Source organism: Acinetobacter sp. 12966, assembly GCF_031196995.1.
GTDB lineage: Bacteria > Pseudomonadota > Gammaproteobacteria > Pseudomonadales > Moraxellaceae > Acinetobacter > Acinetobacter geminorum.
The window spans coordinates 1-18642 of sequence record NZ_JAVIMC010000016.1 but is presented as its reverse complement, the minus strand read 5'-3'; the positions used below and the strand labels follow the sequence as shown (position 1 = coordinate 18642).

Genomic DNA, 18642 nt, shown 5'->3' with positions numbered 1-18642 from the left:
CCACCAAGGGCAAACAATGGTAACAACGCAAAAGGCACCCATTCTTCAACAGCAATAGATAAAAGAAGTAAACCAATTGCATCGCAAGCTATTCCACATAACAACGTATTTTTCTCTCCAAACCTCTTTACCATAGGGGCGATAGCAAAAGCCTGTGCAATAGAATGGCATATTCCATAACTAGCAAGGGAAACACCTGCAATAAATATACTCCAGCCATAACGATCCTGCCCATAGATAACCCATAAAGTTGCGGGGACTTGTGAAACCAATGTGATAATTAAAAAGATACCAAGCAATGGAGCCATATTAGGTTGAGTGATCAAATAGGATAATTTCTTTAATATTGATTGCTCCTGAACCTTCTCAGTCATTTTATTGCTGTGTTTTGATTCTTTTAATAAGACTGCTGTCATTATTAAATTAATCCCATTCATAAAAGCAGCAGCAAAGAACGGTGCATGTAAGTTCCATTCACCCAAAACTCCACCTATTACCGGACCCGCTATAAACCCAATACCAAAGACAGCTCCAAGGAGACCAAACCTTTTTGCACGCTCATGGGCTGGAGTAATATCTGAAACATAAGCTGTTGCAACAGCCATGTTGGCACCTGTAATTCCCGCAAAAATACGACCAATATATAGCCACAATAGAGAAGGAGCAGCAGCCATTAGGAGATAATCAGCCGTTGCACCAGCAATTGAAATAATTAATACAGGTCGACGTCCAAATCGGTCACTCAACGCTCCAAGGATAGGTGCAAAAATGAACTGCATCAGAGCATACACAGCTAATAAAGCACCATAGTGAACACCGCCTGCTTCAGCTCCAGCCAATGACCGTAATAATTCAGGCAAGATCGGCATAATTAAACCAATCCCAACAGCATCCAGAAATATAGTGATTAAAATCACGCTCAATGATTTCTTCACAAATGCCTTCTCTAGCAATGATAGAATTAATATTCTCTCACACACTCCCTATCAGTGATAGATTTATGAGTAAAAAAGATATTGCACCTCAACGTCTGACACGTGAAATAGTCCTGCGTACCGCATTGGATATGTTGAATGAAGAAGGCATAGATTCAATAACCACACGCAAGCTAGCTCAACGATTGGGTATTAAATCTCCAACTCTATATTGGCATTTCAAGAATAAATCCTTGTTAATGGAAGCAATGGCGGAAACCATTATAAATGAACACCATTTAGTTTCTTTACCCATCGATGGGATGACATGGCAAGATTGGTTGCTCGCTAATTCTGTAAGCTTTCGTCGAGCACTACTAGCTTACCGTGATGGTGCTCGTCTACATGCAAGAACTAGCCCCAGTCAAGGACATTTCAACACGATTGAGGCCCAAGTTGCGCTGTTATCTCATGCTGGGTTTTCTCCTGTTGAAGCAGTTGCATTACTTATGACATTAGGAAGGTTTATTGTTGGGTGGGTCCTTGAGGAGCAGCAAGAAGAAATAAGATCAGACCCACCATTCGAAGCCGATCCAACTATATATCCACTCATGCTCCAAGGAGTGAATACCTTACAAAATATGAATGCGGATGACATTTTTGAAAATGGGATTCGTATGGTGATTATCGGTGCTGAAAGACAACTTGATATTAAAATGCAAACTTAACTCTATACTGCTTTAAGCAACTGTTCTATTTAGTAATAAAGCTTTTATCCTTAATTATTTAACATAATAGAGCTTATACGAAACGCTATCTATAAAGCCTTTGTTTTTCAGATAGTTAAAAAAAATGACCTACCTAAAAAACTGCAAAAAGCCGACTTAGAAACAAGTCGGCTTTTTTATGATCAGGTTTGATACTTCTTGCCAATAAAATCGATCAATGTTTAATCAAAATGACGCATTGTTGTGCTTTATCAAGCCATCCACGGCCGAAACAATCCCCAATTTCTGCGGACAACTCTTGGGATAAAAAGTGGCCAGACTTGTACGTTTTGGCGCACATTCATTCAGGTGCTTTGCGTCTATGCAATTCTTCATCAATTTCCTATCATGGGGACATAGAGAGCAGGATGCTCCAGATAAGAATAAGAAAAGACAGCAACGGAGAATGCAGGTACGACAGGAGTTATACCAAACGCATCAAATATGTAAAAAAGCCCAACAGGATGTTGGGCTTTTTTATTGTCTAACGAATCTGGTATAACAGCCGTTATGCTAATTTTAGGAAAACTAAACCTAACTATCCTGAAAGTTCTTACGAATACTTCGTATGTAATTAAATTGGGTGTGAGTTTGTGGTTTATTAATATACTTATATCCTATAGCTATACCACAAGCAGCAATACCTGCCAGCATGGGACTAAATGCATGTAATTGAGGTGTAGAATAGACACCATAAGCAGTAAGCCCTGATGTTGTAGCAGTATAAGCAGATATATCTAAAAAGTCCTTTTTAACAATATTTCTTAAATTGTCATAGATAATCTTAATTTTACCTTCTCTCATTACTCTATCTATATCAGATAAAGATCTTTTAACCCTTTCTATTTCTAGGTTTTTCTTCCTATCATAGGAGTTTGAATCGCATATATCGATGACCAAACCTTCAAAGTACTCTCGAAATGCTATTAATTCTGTTCCTCTTTTTTCTTTGAACTCAATAATTTTTTCTAGAGGTGTATCAGCAGATGGAACAGGCAAAGTCTGATATAACTCAATTTCTAAGCTTAATTCTTTATCATTAGCTAAATACTCTTCGTTTCTATCAAGATAAGAATTATTTGCTACAGACCAATATGCAGGATTTTCCTTAAGTTTTGAATTTATTGTATTTATCTCTGATAATTTTATAAACTTGATAAATTCTTGATTACCTCTAATGCTTCCTATTAAAGGAGTATTTAATTCACTCGCAGCACCAAATTCCTTTAACTTATCTAGCTCATCATCTGATTGATAAACCAAATTATTTGTTAGATATGCTATCTCATCCCAATAGGTTAAAGCTTTACGCAAGTCACGCCGATCAAGTGAAGAGAAAGAAATTCCACCACCAATTGCGATTTCTTTGGGAGATGTAATCAAAATACCTTTTTTCATATATTTATCAACAAAATAAGATCTCTCACAAATATAGACATTAAATTAGTCACTCACCAACAGTTTTTTTAAATTTAGCTATTAGTATATACTTCTACATATAGTCTCTCTTTTGCCAAATCTTTTCTTTGTAAAGTAGGAATCAATATGAACATTGCTACAAGAATGAAAATTTCCGTGGCTAACAGTAGAAATAACGTCTTTTTATCAAAAGATTTCATGAAAATGGGATCTGAAAGCCAAGTTAGAATGGGTTTGCAAGAACTTATCTGTGAAAAAAGAGTTCTGAGGATCAGTAAAGGTGTATATGTAAGGGCTAAAGAAAGTCGCCTTACAGGTAAGGTTGTTCCTGTAAACGGATTAGAAACCGTAAAAGAGGCCATAAATCGTTTAGGCTATCAAATCAAAGAATCTCAATCTATTAAAAACTACAATTCGAAGATATCAACACAAGTTCCAACTGGTAGAACTATTGCTATTAATAAATGTTCAAAAAGAAAGTTTAGATACGATAATATAGAGATATTCCTCGTATATTATTAATTTAAATGAATTCTTATCCTTTAAAAGATCTAACTGAACTCTCAGAAGAATTACTTGTTGAATATAGCTTTGTAGAAAAAGACTGGTTCATCACTAAAGTCCTGACGTTACTCGCTGATGATCCTAATTTAGTTTTTTCAGGTGGTACTTCACTTTTTAAAGCTCATAGACTAATTGAACGCTTTTCTGAAGATATCGATTTCTTGGTTATTGGCGATTTTAAGCCTGCAAAGCGTAAAGAAATCCGCAATAGAATTATTCAAACTTTAATAGAGAATGGTTTTAATGTAATTGATAAAAAAACTTTTGACAGTGGTCGAAAATATGAATTAACAATCGAATATCAAATTACTCAAGCTACTCCCGACTATATCAGACCCCATATTCTAATAGAAATTTGTTTTAAAGAATCGCAAGATTTTGAACCTGTTTACAGAGATGCTGGATCTCTATTACACATCTATTCTCAGAGAGAATTAGAAATTAAAAGAATTACATGTACTGACCCACGACAGATATTTGCCGATAAAATCAGTGCATTAATTTGGAGAATCCCTGACTGTAATCGAACTATTGCCGACTCAGATAGTCAAAAACTAGATAACACCATCATTAGGCATTTATATGATATATGCAAACTGGCAGAGGCTCTATCAATTGACTCACCAGAATTAATTACTCTAATTGAAAGCAAAATATCTAATGATATGACTAGGGATAGAAGTGGTACTGAAATAACGATATCTGCGCAAGAATACGGTTTAAGAACTATAGCTACTCTAAAAGATTCTACTCTTTGGAAGGACAGTTATCACAGCTATGTAAGTAATTTTTGCCTAAAAGGTAATATTATCGCTTATGAGCAAGCTATATCGATTATCGAAAATATAATAAAAAAATTCAAATGATATTAAAAACTGAGAAATTTTATGTTTAAAAACTTGTATGAAAAAATCCAACGCTGTTGTGGATATGTGACAGTTTTTGAAGGTGATGAAGTTATAAGTGAAGGTACTTGTTTTAGCTTTACGGATACAGGTGAAGTTATTACTGCTGCACATGTAGTGACTGGTAGGATGCCTATAAAAAAAGAAGATTACACTCATCCACAGCAAAGAATTTTGATAAAGTTTCCCGAGTTACCTTTAGTTGAATATGCAGTATCTTTTTGCTCATTTGAAATTAACGTCCCATCTTTTAAAGAAATAATACAGCTAGATATAGCTGTATTACGACCAAAAGAAGAGCAACCTTTCAAATTCCCCTTTCTACCTGCAAGTATTAATTCAGTAAATCTAGGAAAAAGAGTATTTGTTGCAGGCTACTCAGATGAACTTAATATCCCATTTTCGATTGAGAAAATTATTGATCCAGAATCATTTGGTGCAGATAAGTTTATTAAAGCAATTAGAGAGGAAGGATACTTAGCAGATATGACAGGTCCAATAATTAAACATGGTTATATTGGAAATATTCGTCGTATTTTTGCTGATGATAACTCCCAAAATATAAGAATAGAAACTGACGTTTTTTACATAGATAATGGGATGCATAGTGGTGCAAGTGGAGGGCCTATTGTCAATGAAGAAGGGGTTGCTTTAGGAGTATTAACACAACGTGCAATAACGCCAGCACATCAATCAGAGGACTCTATATTAAAAGTCCCATCAGGTTCATCAATAGGAATCTCATTACAAATTCTAAAAACTGTTCATGAAATTATTCAAAGAAATAATGCAACTTAAAATATATAAACTATAAAAAATGCCTATAATTTAGGCATTTTTTTAGCTCTCATTTAACATAAAATCTCTTATACGAAATTTGATTGAATTGTAAGTCCCCGTGAGCTTCAATCCTGGCTTACTTTACGTTTTTTAATTTTAAAAGTTCCACGACTCGCTACTCGTTGAGCAAGTTCAGGATTACGCCCAGATAGTTGTTTAATCACAATTGGGGGACCATTTAGTTCCTTAAGCAGTACAGTATCGTTTTCAACATACATAACTGGTCCACTTTGAGCTGCGGTAACAAAGCTTTCTCGAAGTGTACAAGCTGCCTGAGAAGCAATTTCTCTCTCATCGTCATTTTCATTAATTAGATTTACTGCTGACATTGACGTAATCCTGAGTAAAGCCTACCTAAATCATATTCTAAGTCGGGTAGACAGGAGATAAAACTAAAGACATTTCTGCATGTGAGGCGTTATGCAACACACATAATAACTTCATTTCTACTTCAAGGTAGGTATTATGTGTGATCTTGATTTTTTATTTAATTTCAATAACTTAAAAAATTAACGTTTGAGTTTTATTCTTCCCACACAAATACAATAACATTTAAAATCAAATACTTATATTGTGTGAAAAATTTAAAGTTTAGCATCACACATAATACCTACCTGGATTTGCTTCACTAGGTAGGTATTATGTGTGATCATCTTAATGATGTTATTTAATTTCAGTATCTTACTTAAAACTCAACTCTTTATAATTTCAATAAATTTTCACGAAGCACAGTATCATTCGACACAAAATTCCTATCCCTTTTTAATCCTGAATATTTAAAATTTGTAGAGAGTCCATCATTCAAAAAATTAGATGCCTTGAGAGCCAAATGAATCATACAATTTTTCAGAAATTAGAAAAAATGAATGGGCACTGCAAGACTTGTGCTAAAGCTTATGCACTTTTGACTCTGTTGAGTCTGGTGACTTTTTTCATCTATTTTTTTAATCATTTCACGTTAGAAACTCTCTTTACAGACCCAAATGCCCTATTACCGGCGATCAAAATAGAGGCTTTTGCGCTTGGGATTATGCATATTGTTTATTCTTTCTTTTTTAAATATATCGATAAAAAACTGCAAATATATGGCTTAGATTCAAACAATCTGAATGAATACATCCAGCGGAATCAGGCATTTTTCCAAAAGTATTAAGGTATGATTTCTCCAGTAGAGTTCATATCTTGTAATGTGTCAAAGACAAGTCTTTCAATGCCTGAGCGTGCTTTATCGCTGTCCGGATCTAGCCAGGACAGCGAAGGAAATTCGGCACAAAGGCCAACAAATTCTCCGTCTTGGGCAGACCACGTCACACTATATGAATAGCGTGCTTCAATCTTAAAATTGAACAAAGCCTTCATATATTTTGCTGCATCTTTGGTCTCAGCTCTCAAATCGTCAATTTCTTGGCGGCTGAGATCATAATCATCAGGATATTTCAGCATAGTTCACCTTTAATCTTTAATCTTTAAGTTTTTGCTTATTCTGTTTGTTCAAATACATCGTATCTGCATTACGACAAGCCATTTCAAACTCTTTAATGCTCATTGCCTTTTTCTTGGTAAATCGGACATAGTGCAGATGGTTCGTGAAATACTTCTTATTCAGCTTCTTATGATCAGGCTGTATCTGATTCAATAATTTTCGAACCCTTGCCTGTATTGAACCAATTTGAAATCGAGTCCCATGAAAATTCCCATGTGCCATCAATCGTGCGCTGGCTTCTGCAAATTTCTCTATACTTTCTGGCGTAGTTTGGATCTTGTTTAATCTCTTTTCAAACTCGCGTTTAGATCCATCTAAGAAGTCTTGGGATAAATACCAAGTAAACCGGACTCTTTTAGTGGAATAACGCTGAAAGAATTCTAAATGCTTTTTTCGAACCAAACGTAAGACCCGGGTAAGCTCTTTTAGCCTATCGTTGTAACTCTCATCATTTTCAAATTTAATCCCAAACCCCAATAGAAACTGAGTCACAGATTCTTGGTTCCAACGATTGTGCTCATTGTCTAAAAAAACAAAAGCAAACTTTCGATATAAACTCTTAAATCGTCGTTCTTCTGAGGCATCAAAGGGCTTAAAGATTCGATAGATAAACTTTTTGTTGCTATCAATCGCCTTCACACGTTTTGTATGCGTATTAAAAACGACCCCATAATTCTCAGGGAAATAATATATCTTCGCAAATTCAGTTTTCAGATCCGAAAATTCAATATATTGACCTAATACATAGGGACCAAAACGCAGCAGTTTTTCTTTTTTAGTCGTCAAAATACTATTCAGCTTTTGCTTGCGCGCCATGCTCGAATTCTTAGCGAGTATTTCTTTTAGCGTCAGCTTGCTTCTTCGTGCTTCACGATAACCAGTGGTAAATAACCAGAACTGGAACACCTCACTTTTTGCCGGATCATAATTGATCACAAGACTCCACACAGGCTCCCCGTAGTCTGATTTTTTCTTACGCGCTTGCTCACCGATATCCAGACCATATTCCAGGATCAGCTTCGGAATCAGGTTTTGAAACTTCGAAAAAGGCACAACATCAGAAAACCAGAACTTTGCTTTTCCATTGGAAACGCATTGCATGATACTGAGCAGGCAGTCAGTTTTTGTTGTTGTGTAGTAGATCATAAATCAACCAAAACCTGAGTTTTTTGCGGAAAGCATAAAAGTCTATCTTTTATTTTAAAGAATCACAAAACCATTTTTCACTAAAAATGGTTTTTTTTTAAGCGAAGATGGGTTTTCTGTAAATAAGAGTTCCTGTGGACCCGAGCAAACAGTTGTTTTTAGGTTTTTTGTGGCTTATTCTGTACCTGCCAAATATGAATTTTTTGGGATCGATGTGATTCGTATCTGTCCCGAATTTTTCTAGACCCTTGTCATTGCGGTTTTATGTGTATACGTCAGCCAACGTATACTAAAACTCGCAAAGCTGCGTGCGTGAGAAATCTAGCTGGCGCGGCTATGACGGGCACTAGGTGGTGAAATTCCGCTTATTGACCCAATCCTGACTGCATATAAACGCAGGTCTGCTTTTAAGCTCACCAGTCGTAAATATGTAATCTATGTAATAGTTGGGCGACATAGAAACGGGAATCTAGGCGACTAGATCAAACCCTGTCTAATGGAGAGTGTGAGTAACTTCAAGGATTGATAGTTGCGTTAACAACACCTATTTCATGCTTCAATTTTTACGAAGGGCATGATGTATGGCGCACAGGTGGGCTGCTGAGAATATCGCGAGGTATTAGGGAGTTGAGGAGAAATCTGGAAACTTCGGTACTCAAGGATTAACTTGAATGACTTGTCGAGATGACATTTCAGGTTAGTTGGTGAGATCGCTGGATAGCTCAAGCCTGTAACGGTGACACGTAGAACGTTATGTCACTCAGAAATTAAGACTGCATTGATTAAGTTCATTGCGGTCTTTTTTATTTTTTAGTGATTTAAACATAGCGAAGATGTTGCTTTGCGTAGGTCAAGTGCTTTACCCACAATGAAGTCGAATAACGGTGAATAATACGGGTTTTTGGAACTCTTACCGTAGAACAACGGAATCGCTGTTATTTTGTGGAGTGGATAAGCGTACTGATCGTTTATTAATACTGGTTTACTTTTATTAATGAACAAAGACCATTATGACTAATATGGGAATCTCTCAAGTCGATCATTATACAAGGTGGCTCCTTGATATAGACTTTTGAAGCGAAAACCTGCCTTGAGTGGGGAATAAGTTTTGATTCATGAGAGAGGGAGAGTTGTTGAGTAGATTCTGTAGCAGACAATGATACAGATCCAGTCACTTCGAGCGAATAAAAACGTAAGCGGTGATGAAGCGAAAGACAATGCGGGAAATATTTAAAACCACTGACAAGGGTTTTTAAAGTGAGGTGTGGCAGCCTCGGTATCTATGAAATGATACGAACTTTTTTGGCGTGGAAGAAAATCAAAATGATTATTTCAATTATTAACGTGGCTGTTAGTAGTTGTGATATTTGATGATTATTCAGTAAGAAGCATGAACGGTGGCTCCGTTGTTGGTTCACGCCAACCAAATATCTTAGTTATTAATCCAAACTTTAAAGTTGAATTAATCGCTACTAGCTATTTTTTTTAGCGGTGACGTTATGAAGCAGTAAAATTGTTTTACTAGCGGAATAGTGTTTTAGCGGTGATGTATTCTTTCCTGAATTTTCATCTAGCGGTCCAAATGTGACTTAGCGGTGACGATTGAATTTGATGGTTGAATATTAGCGGACCTGTACTTAGCGGTGATGGAAAACATCTTGCTTCGTAACTAGCGGAAAAGTGGTATTAGAAAGTCGTAGTTGTGGAACTAAAACACAACCGAAGTTTGTCTTAAACTTAGTGGTGATGACAGTCGGGCATAAGCTGTCTGAACGGTTTGAGATTCGCTTCCTTTGCTATGCAAAGAGGATGTCACAAGTTGATAACTGTGAAAACGTACCAATACGTTCTATTGGCGTTAGGCGGTTACGTGAAACTCCAACATAAGCCCTGTTCTGCATCAGTAGACAGGGCTTTCCTATTTTGCGCTAATTTGCGTTTTAAGACACTTTTTATAAAAAAAGCTACCCAATATCATAAAAAGCTGCAATCAAGCTAAAAACGCCAATATAAGCCTTTAATCGGTATCTATAGAGCGAGTGTCTACGAGCGAACGCTCAAAAGTTGCGCCTAGACTCTCTGAAAAACCGTTTTTTACAGTTTTAGATCCTGGGAAAAACTTAGATTACATATAAAAAATTGAATCTAGACCGAGCGAAGCGACTAAAAAAGAATTATGAGCGAAGCGAATTCCGAGTTGCTTTTGCTTTTTCTAAAAGTCACGGAAACATTGACCAAAAAATTGCCCCCCGAATCGAGCGAAAGCGAGATTCAATAGAGTTTGAGCGTAGCGAAAACCAAGGGCAATTTTTCATGATTTAAGTTTTTAATTATTTTTAATGTTTTTAATATTCTTTTAACCTTTCTCTAAGCCTTATACATAGGGCTTTTGGAACGCAATATAGCAACGTTTGCTCGGTGATATAGCAACGTTTGCTCGGTGATATAGCAACGTTTGCTCGGTGATATAGCAACGTTTGCTCGGTATTTAACAACATAAAATATCCTTGTTGCTTCTTTTTTTTAAAAAAATACTATTAATCAATAAGTTAAATAAAAATAAATAAAATAATTAACATTTGCAGTATGTTAAATCTGCGGTATATGACAACATTTTCTCGGTTGTATATATTTAATAAATTTTATATTAAAGTATTGAAATTTATCTTTATTTTTTGATTTTTAAAGGTGAGAAATTTTCATATCTTTTCTAGGATCGTACATTTTACGATCTAATATTTGACAACTATAAAATATAATGTTGTTATAACAACATATATTTTATAGTTGCTATTTTTTGTTCTTATGACAGATCTCGTTGTTAAATCTAATAAATTAATACTAGCACTACAGTCTTTAACTTTGTCTGAAGCTAGGCTAATTCAATTAGCAATTATTGATGCAAGAGAAACAGGAAAAGGACTTACTACTGAACATCCACTTGAGTTGAATGCTGCCCGATATGCTAAAGCATTTAATACATCGTTAGATGCAGCATACTTAAGTTTATCTGAGGCAGAAGAAACTCTTTTTAAGCGTCAATTTACTATTGAGAATGATGATGGTTCATTAACTAAAAGTCGATGGATACAAGATGCAAATTACAAAAAAGGTGAAGGGCGTATTTTACTTACCTTAACTCGTGTACTCATAGAGCAAGTGACTAACATCGATGGTTTTGAAACATATTTCACCAGTTATTATTTAAAACAAACTGCAAAATTTAAGAGTATTTATGCAGTTCGACTATATGAGTTATTAAAACAATGGAAAAGTGTTGGTTATACACCAACTTTTAATATAGATAAATTCAGGGAACAGCTTGGTATCGGTATTAATGAATACTCTAGAGTTGAAGCTTTTAAAAGACGTATTTTAGATGCTAGCATTCAACAAATTAATAAATTTTCAGATATAGAAGTAGAGTATCAACAACACAAAAAGGGACGATCAATTGTAGGTTTTTCATTTACCTTTAAACATAAGGAAACTCAGAAAAACAGCAAAATAAACAATGTAATAAATGAGCTTACAGATAAGCAAATTTTATTATTTTCTAATAAGTTAGCTCATAACATACCTTTCTCATCCAAATACAGTAAACCTGGGGAAAGTTATGAGGAATTTGCTGAAAGACTAGCTAACGAATTAATTGATCCACAAAAAGTTAAATTGTATAAGCCTTATTTAGAAGAAGTTGGCTTCAAGTCATAAAAATCCTTCAATATAAATTTGATAAAAAAAGGCATGGCTATTAAGATTGTTTGTTAAGTAAGTTACGTAAGTTACATAAGAATTATGATTATTTTAGTCGGTGGCGAAAAAGGTGGTTCAGGTAAAAGCTGTTTGGCACAAAACCTAGCTGTTTACCTTCAACAAAAAAAAAGAGACATATTGCTTCTAGATGCAGATCCACAAGGTACAACTACCGATTGGATTAAAGAAAGAGATGAAAACCCAGATTTAATAAACATTCCATCAGTTCAAGCTTCAGGAAACATTCGCCAGGTCCTTGACGATCTCTCTCGACGTTATCAAGACATTGTTATTGATGCTGGTGGCCAAGACTCAGAGGCTCTCCGTTCGGCAATGACAATTGCCACTCATATGCTTTTACCATTCCGTCCTAAACGTAGGGATTTAAAAACTTTAGTACACGTAGAGCAACTAATTAAGTTAGCAAAAGCTGTTAACCCGGAATTAGTCACTAAAGCAGTTATTACTCAATGCCCGACACTTCCTAGTCAAGCTCAACGTATTTTAGATGCTAAAGATGCTTGTGAATCTTTTGGGTTGGTAGCTCTCAATCAATTCACGACAAATCGTAATGTATATGATGATGCAGATGAAAATGGATTATCGGTTTTTGAAGTGGATTCTGATCCTAAAGCAAAAGCTGAAATTGAGAGAATAGTTATAGAGTTTTTAGGAGAACTATGATGGCTCTAAAGGGTCTCAAAAAAGCTGATCAAGATACTAAACAGCAAGACATAGATAACTTCATAAGCGGTGCATCTAAGCGGGTTAAAACATTAGAAAAATCTCAACAAAAATATCTTCGATTGACATTTTCTTTAACAAAAGATGTCGATAAAGAAATTGATGATCTTCTCGTTGATTCTAAAGTAGCCCGTGCCAATAGATCTATTATTGTTAAAGCTGCAATTCATCATTTACAACAGCTTCCAAAGGATGAGCTAAAAAATCTTATCTTAAAAGAATTAAATTAGATAAAAGTTATTAAACTTACGTAAGTTTAATAAATTACGTAAGTTTAATAACTTAATAAATTTTTCTTGTATTTTGACATTTCCTACCACACATTATTTAAAATAATATTTTAATTACAAATACTTACAACCACAACATGTGATTTACCTTAAATATTAATAAATCTGTAAATTAAGCAGTAAAAACTCATATATACAGAAAAAAATAGGCAAATTTCCCTATTTTAAGTAAAAAATAGGTCATTGGATCAATAAATCCATCAAAAATATTACTTAACTTACGTAAGTTAAGTAATATTTCTGATGGATTTTGACATTTCTTCCCACGTGAGATTTTAAAATAATATATTACAAATACTTAAAATAGGCTTTGTTGCAAAAAAGAAATAAGCAATTGATTTTATTGACTTTAATTTTATATAAAAAATAAATCAAAACCTTTAAAATCATATAGTTATGAAATCTTTATGCAACAAATCTGTACATAGATCAAAGCTTTGGCGTTAGGGATGTTGGCTCTGCTCATATAAGAACATAATTAAAAGCCATATTCCAAACTGCCAAGAAATCAAACAACAAGAGTCAAAAGTAAATTGGAAAACAGTCGTTGAGTTTCCTGCTTCCCAATAGTCTAAATCAAGGCTGTAGTTTTTTCCGCCCGATTATCCTAGTTCGGTTTTTTTTATGCCCAAAAATTTTAATTCAACCCTTGTACTTATAGGCTATAGCCTAACGGAACAATTTAAGACCTAATAAAATCAGACTTAAAACCGTATCTATAGACTTAATTTTACATTTCGGTACAATATGTATCTATAACTCCAATATCTAACGGTACAAAATGCCTAATCAGGTTGGCTACATCCGAGTCAGTTCATCGGAACAAAATACGGAACGTCAATTGGATGGAATCCACCTCGATAAGACCTTCATAGAGAAGGCAAGTGGGGGTAGCCGTGAACGTCCTCAATTGCTCGCTATGCTCGAATATCTGCGTGATGGTGATACGGTGCATGTTCACAGTATTGACCGCCTGGCACGTAATACGAATGATCTGAACGACATTGTGAACAGCCTGAATGATCGTGGCATAACCATCATTTTTCATAAAGAAAATCTGACCTTTAGCCATGATGTTGCACAGTCGGCAATAAATAAGCTCATGTTCCAAATGCTTGCTGCATTTGCAGAATTTGAACGCTCCATGATCCGTGAACGGCAAAAGGAAGGTATTGCTAAAGCCAAAGCGAAAGGCTTATATAAGGGCAGAAAGCGTAAAGTTGATTATGCAGAAATACAAAAAGCCATGCAGGAAGATGGCTCGACTTTTAGAAGTGTGGCAAAACAGTTTGGAGTAGGGATTGCTACAGTTCAAAGGGCAGTAGGGCAAAAGCCTTAATGATGACCAGTCATCAAGGATCGGAGAATATTTTATGCAGCTGTGAGTTCCGTAATTTTCTTTTTCAACACTGATACTTGTACGGCTGAAGATCGAAAGCTATTTCTGCATCTGCATTGAAGGCTGTTAATACCCCGGCTTTTGGAGCCGTTTTTTTAGCCCCTATGATTAACCACGATTGTTTAACTAATATGAACAAAGTCGTGAAACATTGGTCAAAGAATAGGCGTGGAACGTGAAAAATCATAAAAAAAGCCCACCAGAGGGTATGTGGGCTAAAATCATGTAACTACAGCATTGATTTCTAAAGATAATTATAACGCATTTCGTATAAGGTGTATTATGTTAATTTTAGAAAATCTTCACTACTATTATTTTAAAATAAGCCTTATATCCAAGCATAAAACAAGGTTGTCTAGACTTCTTTTAACAGTAAAGTTATCATAAAACTGAATTTTATTTTTTAGGTAAGTTTATGCATTCTATCCGCATTCGTTAAGACACAACTATTTGCATAGTGACACTATTTTATAATGGTGGGCTTTTGTTGTGTCTTTAAGAATATATGCGGATATATAAAGTAAAAGTATGCTTAATTTATAAGTATGCTTTTAGTGCATAGTTTCCAGTTATAACTTAATTGACTAGCTATTTGTCCACCCTGTGGATGAATAGCTTTTTTTTTGGGAGGACACTGTGATGCTAGCTTTTGTTTTCACCTAAATCCTGTTTGCTGCATAAAAAATTTCAAGAGCTAAACAGGAGTAAATAAAAATGAGTTTAATTATTAAAGCGAGAAACATACGCTTGGATTATGCTGGGCGTGATGTTTTGGATATTGATGAATTGGAAATTCACTCTTATGACCGTATTGGTCTTGTGGGTGATAACGGAGCAGGAAAGAGTAGTTTACTCAAAGTACTTAATGGCGAAATTGTTTTAGCCGAAGCGACATTACAGCGTTTTGGTGATTTTGCACATATCAGCCAACTGGGCGGAATCGAAATAGAAACGGTCGAAGACCGGGCAATGTTATCTCGCCTTGGTGTTTCCAATGTACAAAACGACACAATGAGTGGCGGAGAGGAAACTCGTGCAAAAATTGCTGCCGCATTTTCCCAACAAGTACATGGCATTCTAGCGGATGAACCAACCAGCCACCTTGATCTCAATGGAATAGATCTACTTATTGGTCAACTTAAAGCATTTGATGGAGCATTACTTGTTATCAGTCATGACCGATATTTTCTTGATATGGTTGTAGACAAGATATGGGAGTTAAAAGACGGTAAAATTACGGAATATTGGGGTGGTTACTCGGATTACTTGCGTCAAAAAGAAGAAGAGCGACAACACCAAGCCGTAGAATATGAGCTGATGATGAAGGAACGGGAGCGATTAGAATCTGCTGTGCAAGAAAAACGCCAGCAAGCTAATCGATTAGACAATAAGAAAAAAGGAGAAAAATCCAAAAACTCTACCGAAAGTGCTGGACGACTTGGGCATGCAAAAATGACTGGCACCAAGCAAAGAAAACTGTATCAGGCAGCTAAGAGTATGGAAAAGCGTTTGGCTGCATTAGAAGATATTCAAGCACCAGAGCATTTGCGTTCTATTCGTTTTCGTCAAAGTTCAGCCCTAGAACTGCACAATAAGTTCCCGATTACGGCAGATGGTCTGAGCTTAAAATTTGGTAGCCGTACTATCTTTGATGACGCTAACTTTATAATACCGCTTGGCGCTAAAGTCGCTATAACTGGATCGAATGGAACAGGGAAAACGTCCTTGTTAAAAATGATATCAGAACGTGCTGATGGATTAACCATATCTCCAAAAGCTGAAATTGGCTACTTTACACAAACAGGATATAAATTTAACACGCATAAATCTGTGCTCTCCTTTATGCAGGAAGAGTGCGAGTACACAGTTGCGGAAATTCGTGCAGTATTGGCTTCAATGGGGATCGGAGCGAATGATATTCAAAAAAACTTATCCGACTTATCGGGAGGTGAAATCATCAAACTGCTTTTATCCAAAATGCTTTTAGGAAAATATAATATTTTGCTTATGGATGAACCAGGAAACTATCTTGACCTAAAAAGTATTGCCGCATTAGAAACAATGATGAAGTCCTATGCAGGAACTATTATCTTCGTATCTCATGACAAGCAATTGGTCGATAATATTGCTGACATTATCTACGAGATCAAAGACCACAAAATCATCAAGACTTTTGAGAGAGATTGTTAATGATAGCCAATCTAATCCGAACATTAATTATTGAACTCTTTAAAGGAAATTAAAAATGACAATTCAAGATATTCAATCACTTGCTGAAGCACACGGCTTGTTGCTTACGGACAAAATGAATTTCAATGAAATGGGCATTGATTTTAAGGTCGTTTTTGCTCTTGATACAAAGGGGCAACAATGGTTGCTGCGTATTCCTCGTCGTGATGGCATGAGGGAACAAATCAAGAAAGAAAAACGCATTTTAGAATTGGTAAAAAAACATCTTTCTGTAGAGGTTCCTGATTGGAGAATTTCATCTACAGAATTAGTGGCTTATCCCATACTTAAAGATAATCCTGTTTTAAATTTGGATGCTGAAACCTATGAAATAATTTGGAATATGGACAAAGATAGCCCGAAATACATAACATCTTTGGCAAAAACCTTATTTGAAATCCATAGTATTCCTGAAAAAGAAGTTCGGGAAAATGATTTGAAAATTATGAAACCTTCAGATTTAAGACCTGAAATAGCAAACAATTTGCAGTTAGTAAAATCTGAAATTGGTATAAGTGAGCAATTGGAAACCCGCTACAGAAAATGGTTGGATAATGATGTTCTATGGGCAGATTTCACCCAATTTATACATGGCGATTTATATGCTGGGCATGTACTAGCTTCAAAGGATGGAGCTGTTTCAGGCGTTATTGATTGGTCAACAGCCCATATAGATGACCCAGCGATTGATTTTGCTGGGCATGTAACTTTGTTTGGAGAAGAAAGCCTCAAAACTCTAATCATCGAGTATGAAAAACTAGGGGGTAAAGTTTGGAATAAACTATATGAACAGACTTTAGAAAGAGCAGCGGCCTCTCCTTTGATGTATGGTTTATTTGCCTTAGAAACTCAAAATGAAAGCCTTATCGTTGGAGCAAAAGCTCAGTTGGGAGTTATATAATTTAAAAATATGATTGCTGAGAACTGCCTTGTTTTGAAACTTGGTTGGCTTTAATTAGTTTTTAGTATTCTTTATAGAAAATGCCTCGATCAAGGGGCATTTCTAACAATCATTTAACATAAAATTTCTTATGTGAAGTAACCTGAATGCAGCGGTGCCCCATTGGGGGCGCGTTGAGATAAGCCTCTTTTAGATAACTTTAGCAACTCGATAGACAGTTGCAACTCCACAATTCACTGCTTTGGCAATTTCTTCCTTAGTCATATTGCCAACTACTAGCAATTCTTTTATTCGTTTATGTTTAGCCTCATTTGCCTTCTTGCCTGTTGGTTTGTAACCCGAACGTGCCAGGCCCTGCTTAATACGTTCTATACGTTTCTCATTGTCTAGGCGGGCCATTGTTGCCAGAAGATCAATCAACATATTGTTGATGAGTTCCAAGATTGAATGAGTAATGCTGTCACTGGTTTGAATCATTTGGTAGGTAGTAGGAAGATCTGCTACGACTAAACGAAGTCCCTTCTCCTGGATCCTGCGCTTCAGCTCTTGAAAATCTCGTTGGGTTAGGCGTGATAAGCGGTCAATACTTTCAACTAACAATGTGTCACCTTGATTTGCTTCTGACAGTAGCTTATTCAATTCAGGTCGGTCTAACTTCGTACCACTATAGTTTTCCACGTACACAATGGTTTCACCCAAATTCAAGTTTTGGTTTAGATCCTGAAGAATCTGCAAAGCCCTTTCTGCATCTTGATCTTTAGTTGAAGCTCGTAGATAAATACGTGTATTCATTTCTATCATTTAATCTTAATTCTATTAGATTAATGATAATACTATCATTTAATTATTGCATTAAGTCTAATGATAGATATTGTATGCGATTTGGCTCGCTATCATTCAGGTATAGTCTTTTGATAAAAAAAGCATGACTAAAAGCCATGCCTTGGGAATTCGTATAACGTGTATTATGTTAATTTTAGATAAACTATAGAATCCATTAGTTTTTAAACCAATAAATTAAATATTTTATGGAACTCCAGAATATTTATTCAGGCGATACTTAAGCAATAAGGGTAGGGTGATTACATAAAGTATTGCAGCTAATGCCCATACCATTCCAGGAGCTGATGCCTGAGTCATAAAATAGAGGCTAGTAACTAATACAGGACCAATTATAGCCCCCAGACTATTAAAACTGCTTAATAGCCCTTGTAATTCACCTTGTCTTTCATCACTAATACCTCTGGACATCATTGCTTGCAAAGCAGGAACGGCTACTCCACCA

General features: G+C 35.6%; 19 protein-coding genes. 12 read left to right on the top strand and 7 right to left on the bottom strand.

The window, feature by feature from the left end; all coding sequences use genetic code 11:
- Positions 1-935, bottom strand: a 935-nt coding sequence (gene tet(39), locus RFW85_RS03385; RefSeq protein WP_309171137.1) for a tetracycline efflux MFS transporter Tet(39), incomplete at its 3' end; no start/stop codon positions are given.
- Between the two features lie 65 nt (positions 936-1000).
- Here tet(39) and RFW85_RS03380 point away from each other — a divergent pair.
- Complete coding sequence (locus tag RFW85_RS03380) at positions 1001-1642, top strand: TetR/AcrR family transcriptional regulator C-terminal domain-containing protein (RefSeq protein ID WP_004787586.1); 642 nt, start codon at positions 1001-1003, stop codon at positions 1640-1642.
- Positions 1643-2215: 573 nt separating this feature from the next.
- On the opposite strand, the gene RFW85_RS03375 is transcribed toward RFW85_RS03380, so the two are convergent.
- Entirely contained in the window at positions 2216-3079 is an 864-nt protein-coding gene (locus RFW85_RS03375; RefSeq protein WP_087554474.1) for a DUF6236 family protein, read from the bottom strand.
- A 147-nt stretch (positions 3080-3226) separates the two neighbouring features.
- Between RFW85_RS03375 and RFW85_RS03370 the strand changes: the two genes are divergently transcribed.
- The 3 genes from RFW85_RS03370 to RFW85_RS03360 are packed head-to-tail and all read left to right on the top strand — an operon-like array spanning position 3227 to position 5367.
- Positions 3227-3622: a DUF6088 family protein gene (locus tag RFW85_RS03370; RefSeq protein WP_087554476.1), complete on the top strand. Its 396-nt coding sequence runs from the start codon at positions 3227-3229 to the stop codon at positions 3620-3622.
- A 5-nt stretch (positions 3623-3627) separates the two neighbouring features.
- A complete protein-coding gene (locus tag RFW85_RS03365) occupies positions 3628-4530 on the top strand; it encodes a nucleotidyl transferase AbiEii/AbiGii toxin family protein (protein WP_087554478.1) in 903 nt (300 codons plus the stop codon).
- Positions 4531-4551: 21 nt separating this feature from the next.
- Positions 4552-5367 carry a serine protease gene (locus tag RFW85_RS03360; protein ID WP_087554479.1) on the top strand — a complete coding sequence of 272 codons (816 nt, stop codon included), beginning with the start codon at positions 4552-4554 and terminating at the stop codon, positions 5365-5367.
- Between the two features lie 107 nt (positions 5368-5474).
- On the opposite strand, the gene RFW85_RS03355 is transcribed toward RFW85_RS03360, so the two are convergent.
- Entirely contained in the window at positions 5475-5738 is a 264-nt protein-coding gene (locus RFW85_RS03355; RefSeq protein ID WP_087554481.1) for a hypothetical protein, read from the bottom strand.
- A gap of 500 nt (positions 5739-6238) precedes the next feature.
- On the opposite strand from RFW85_RS03355, the gene RFW85_RS03350 reads away from it, so the two are divergent.
- Positions 6239-6562 (top strand): hypothetical protein, encoded by a 324-nt coding sequence (locus RFW85_RS03350; protein WP_087554482.1) that lies wholly within the window; start codon positions 6239-6241, stop codon positions 6560-6562.
- On the opposite strand, the gene RFW85_RS03345 is transcribed toward RFW85_RS03350, so the two are convergent.
- Together RFW85_RS03345 and RFW85_RS03340 are read right to left on the bottom strand one after the other, a co-directional pair.
- Complete coding sequence (locus tag RFW85_RS03345) at positions 6559-6768, bottom strand: antitoxin HicB (protein WP_171290101.1); 210 nt, start codon at positions 6766-6768, stop codon at positions 6559-6561. The genes RFW85_RS03350 and RFW85_RS03345 overlap by 4 nt on opposite strands.
- A 100-nt stretch (positions 6769-6868) precedes the next feature.
- The gene (locus RFW85_RS03340; RefSeq protein ID WP_106918755.1) at positions 6869-7993 is read right to left on the bottom strand and encodes a hypothetical protein; all 1125 of its coding nucleotides are present in this window, start codon (positions 7991-7993) and stop codon (positions 6869-6871) included.
- A 1725-nt stretch (positions 7994-9718) separates the two neighbouring features.
- Between RFW85_RS03340 and RFW85_RS03335 the strand changes: the two genes are divergently transcribed.
- The 7 genes from RFW85_RS03335 to RFW85_RS03305 all read left to right on the top strand — a co-directional run bounded on the left by RFW85_RS03335 (position 9719) and on the right by RFW85_RS03305 (position 17357).
- Positions 9719-9925 carry a hypothetical protein gene (locus RFW85_RS03335; RefSeq protein ID WP_133356867.1) on the top strand — a complete coding sequence of 69 codons (207 nt, stop codon included), beginning with the start codon at positions 9719-9721 and terminating at the stop codon, positions 9923-9925.
- 918 nt (positions 9926-10843) lie between these two features.
- Positions 10844-11752: a replication initiation protein RepM gene (gene repM, locus RFW85_RS03330; protein ID WP_004763412.1), complete on the top strand. Its 909-nt coding sequence runs from the start codon at positions 10844-10846 to the stop codon at positions 11750-11752.
- 84 nt (positions 11753-11836) lie between these two features.
- Positions 11837-12478, top strand: a complete 642-nt coding sequence (locus RFW85_RS03325) for an AAA family ATPase (protein WP_004763413.1) — start codon at positions 11837-11839, stop codon at positions 12476-12478.
- Positions 12478-12768: a hypothetical protein gene (locus RFW85_RS03320; RefSeq protein ID WP_004763414.1), complete on the top strand. Its 291-nt coding sequence runs from the start codon at positions 12478-12480 to the stop codon at positions 12766-12768. The genes RFW85_RS03325 and RFW85_RS03320 overlap by 1 nt, the downstream gene beginning before the upstream one ends.
- An 841-nt stretch (positions 12769-13609) precedes the next feature.
- Positions 13610-14167: a recombinase family protein gene (locus RFW85_RS03315; RefSeq protein WP_004763415.1), complete on the top strand. Its 558-nt coding sequence runs from the start codon at positions 13610-13612 to the stop codon at positions 14165-14167.
- A 774-nt stretch (positions 14168-14941) separates the two neighbouring features.
- Positions 14942-16417 carry an ABC-F type ribosomal protection protein Msr(E) gene (msr(E), locus tag RFW85_RS03310; protein WP_000052512.1) on the top strand — a complete coding sequence of 492 codons (1476 nt, stop codon included), beginning with the start codon at positions 14942-14944 and terminating at the stop codon, positions 16415-16417.
- A gap of 55 nt (positions 16418-16472) precedes the next feature.
- On the top strand, positions 16473-17357 hold the full coding sequence (locus tag RFW85_RS03305; RefSeq protein ID WP_000155092.1) for an Mph(E) family macrolide 2'-phosphotransferase: 885 nt from the start codon (positions 16473-16475) through the stop codon (positions 17355-17357).
- Positions 17358-17546: 189 nt separating this feature from the next.
- Here the strand turns inward: RFW85_RS03305 and RFW85_RS03300 are convergent, their stop codons facing one another.
- On the bottom strand, positions 17547-18158 hold the full coding sequence (locus RFW85_RS03300; RefSeq protein ID WP_015060246.1) for a recombinase family protein: 612 nt from the start codon (positions 18156-18158) through the stop codon (positions 17547-17549).
- Between the two features lie 225 nt (positions 18159-18383).
- Positions 18384-18642, bottom strand: a 259-nt coding sequence (locus tag RFW85_RS03295) for an MFS transporter (RefSeq protein WP_332637561.1), incomplete at its 5' end; no start/stop codon positions are given.

What these genes read in the sequence shown, in the direction of transcription:
- RFW85_RS03370 (WP_087554476.1), top strand. Translation starts at nt 3,227, where the DNA reads ATGAACATTGCTACAAGAATGAAAATTTCCGTGGCTAACAGTAGAAAT.
- RFW85_RS03345 (WP_171290101.1), bottom strand. Translation starts at nt 6,768, where the DNA reads ATGAAGGCTTTGTTCAATTTTAAGATTGAAGCACGCTATTCATATAGT.
- RFW85_RS03355 (WP_087554481.1), bottom strand. Translation starts at nt 5,738, where the DNA reads ATGTCAGCAGTAAATCTAATTAATGAAAATGACGATGAGAGAGAAATT.
- RFW85_RS03350 (WP_087554482.1), top strand. Translation starts at nt 6,239, where the DNA reads ATGAATCATACAATTTTTCAGAAATTAGAAAAAATGAATGGGCACTGC.
- RFW85_RS03315 (WP_004763415.1), top strand. Translation starts at nt 13,610, where the DNA reads ATGCCTAATCAGGTTGGCTACATCCGAGTCAGTTCATCGGAACAAAAT.
- RFW85_RS03365 (WP_087554478.1), top strand. Translation starts at nt 3,628, where the DNA reads ATGAATTCTTATCCTTTAAAAGATCTAACTGAACTCTCAGAAGAATTA.
- RFW85_RS03375 (WP_087554474.1), bottom strand. Translation starts at nt 3,079, where the DNA reads ATGAAAAAAGGTATTTTGATTACATCTCCCAAAGAAATCGCAATTGGT.
- repM (WP_004763412.1), top strand. Translation starts at nt 10,844, where the DNA reads ATGACAGATCTCGTTGTTAAATCTAATAAATTAATACTAGCACTACAG.
- RFW85_RS03340 (WP_106918755.1), bottom strand. Translation starts at nt 7,993, where the DNA reads ATGCAATGCGTTTCCAATGGAAAAGCAAAGTTCTGGTTTTCTGATGTT.
- RFW85_RS03300 (WP_015060246.1), bottom strand. Translation starts at nt 18,158, where the DNA reads ATGATAGAAATGAATACACGTATTTATCTACGAGCTTCAACTAAAGAT.
- RFW85_RS03380 (WP_004787586.1), top strand. Translation starts at nt 1,001, where the DNA reads ATGAGTAAAAAAGATATTGCACCTCAACGTCTGACACGTGAAATAGTC.
- RFW85_RS03325 (WP_004763413.1), top strand. Translation starts at nt 11,837, where the DNA reads ATGATTATTTTAGTCGGTGGCGAAAAAGGTGGTTCAGGTAAAAGCTGT.
- RFW85_RS03305 (WP_000155092.1), top strand. Translation starts at nt 16,473, where the DNA reads ATGACAATTCAAGATATTCAATCACTTGCTGAAGCACACGGCTTGTTG.
- RFW85_RS03360 (WP_087554479.1), top strand. Translation starts at nt 4,552, where the DNA reads ATGTTTAAAAACTTGTATGAAAAAATCCAACGCTGTTGTGGATATGTG.
- RFW85_RS03320 (WP_004763414.1), top strand. Translation starts at nt 12,478, where the DNA reads ATGGCTCTAAAGGGTCTCAAAAAAGCTGATCAAGATACTAAACAGCAA.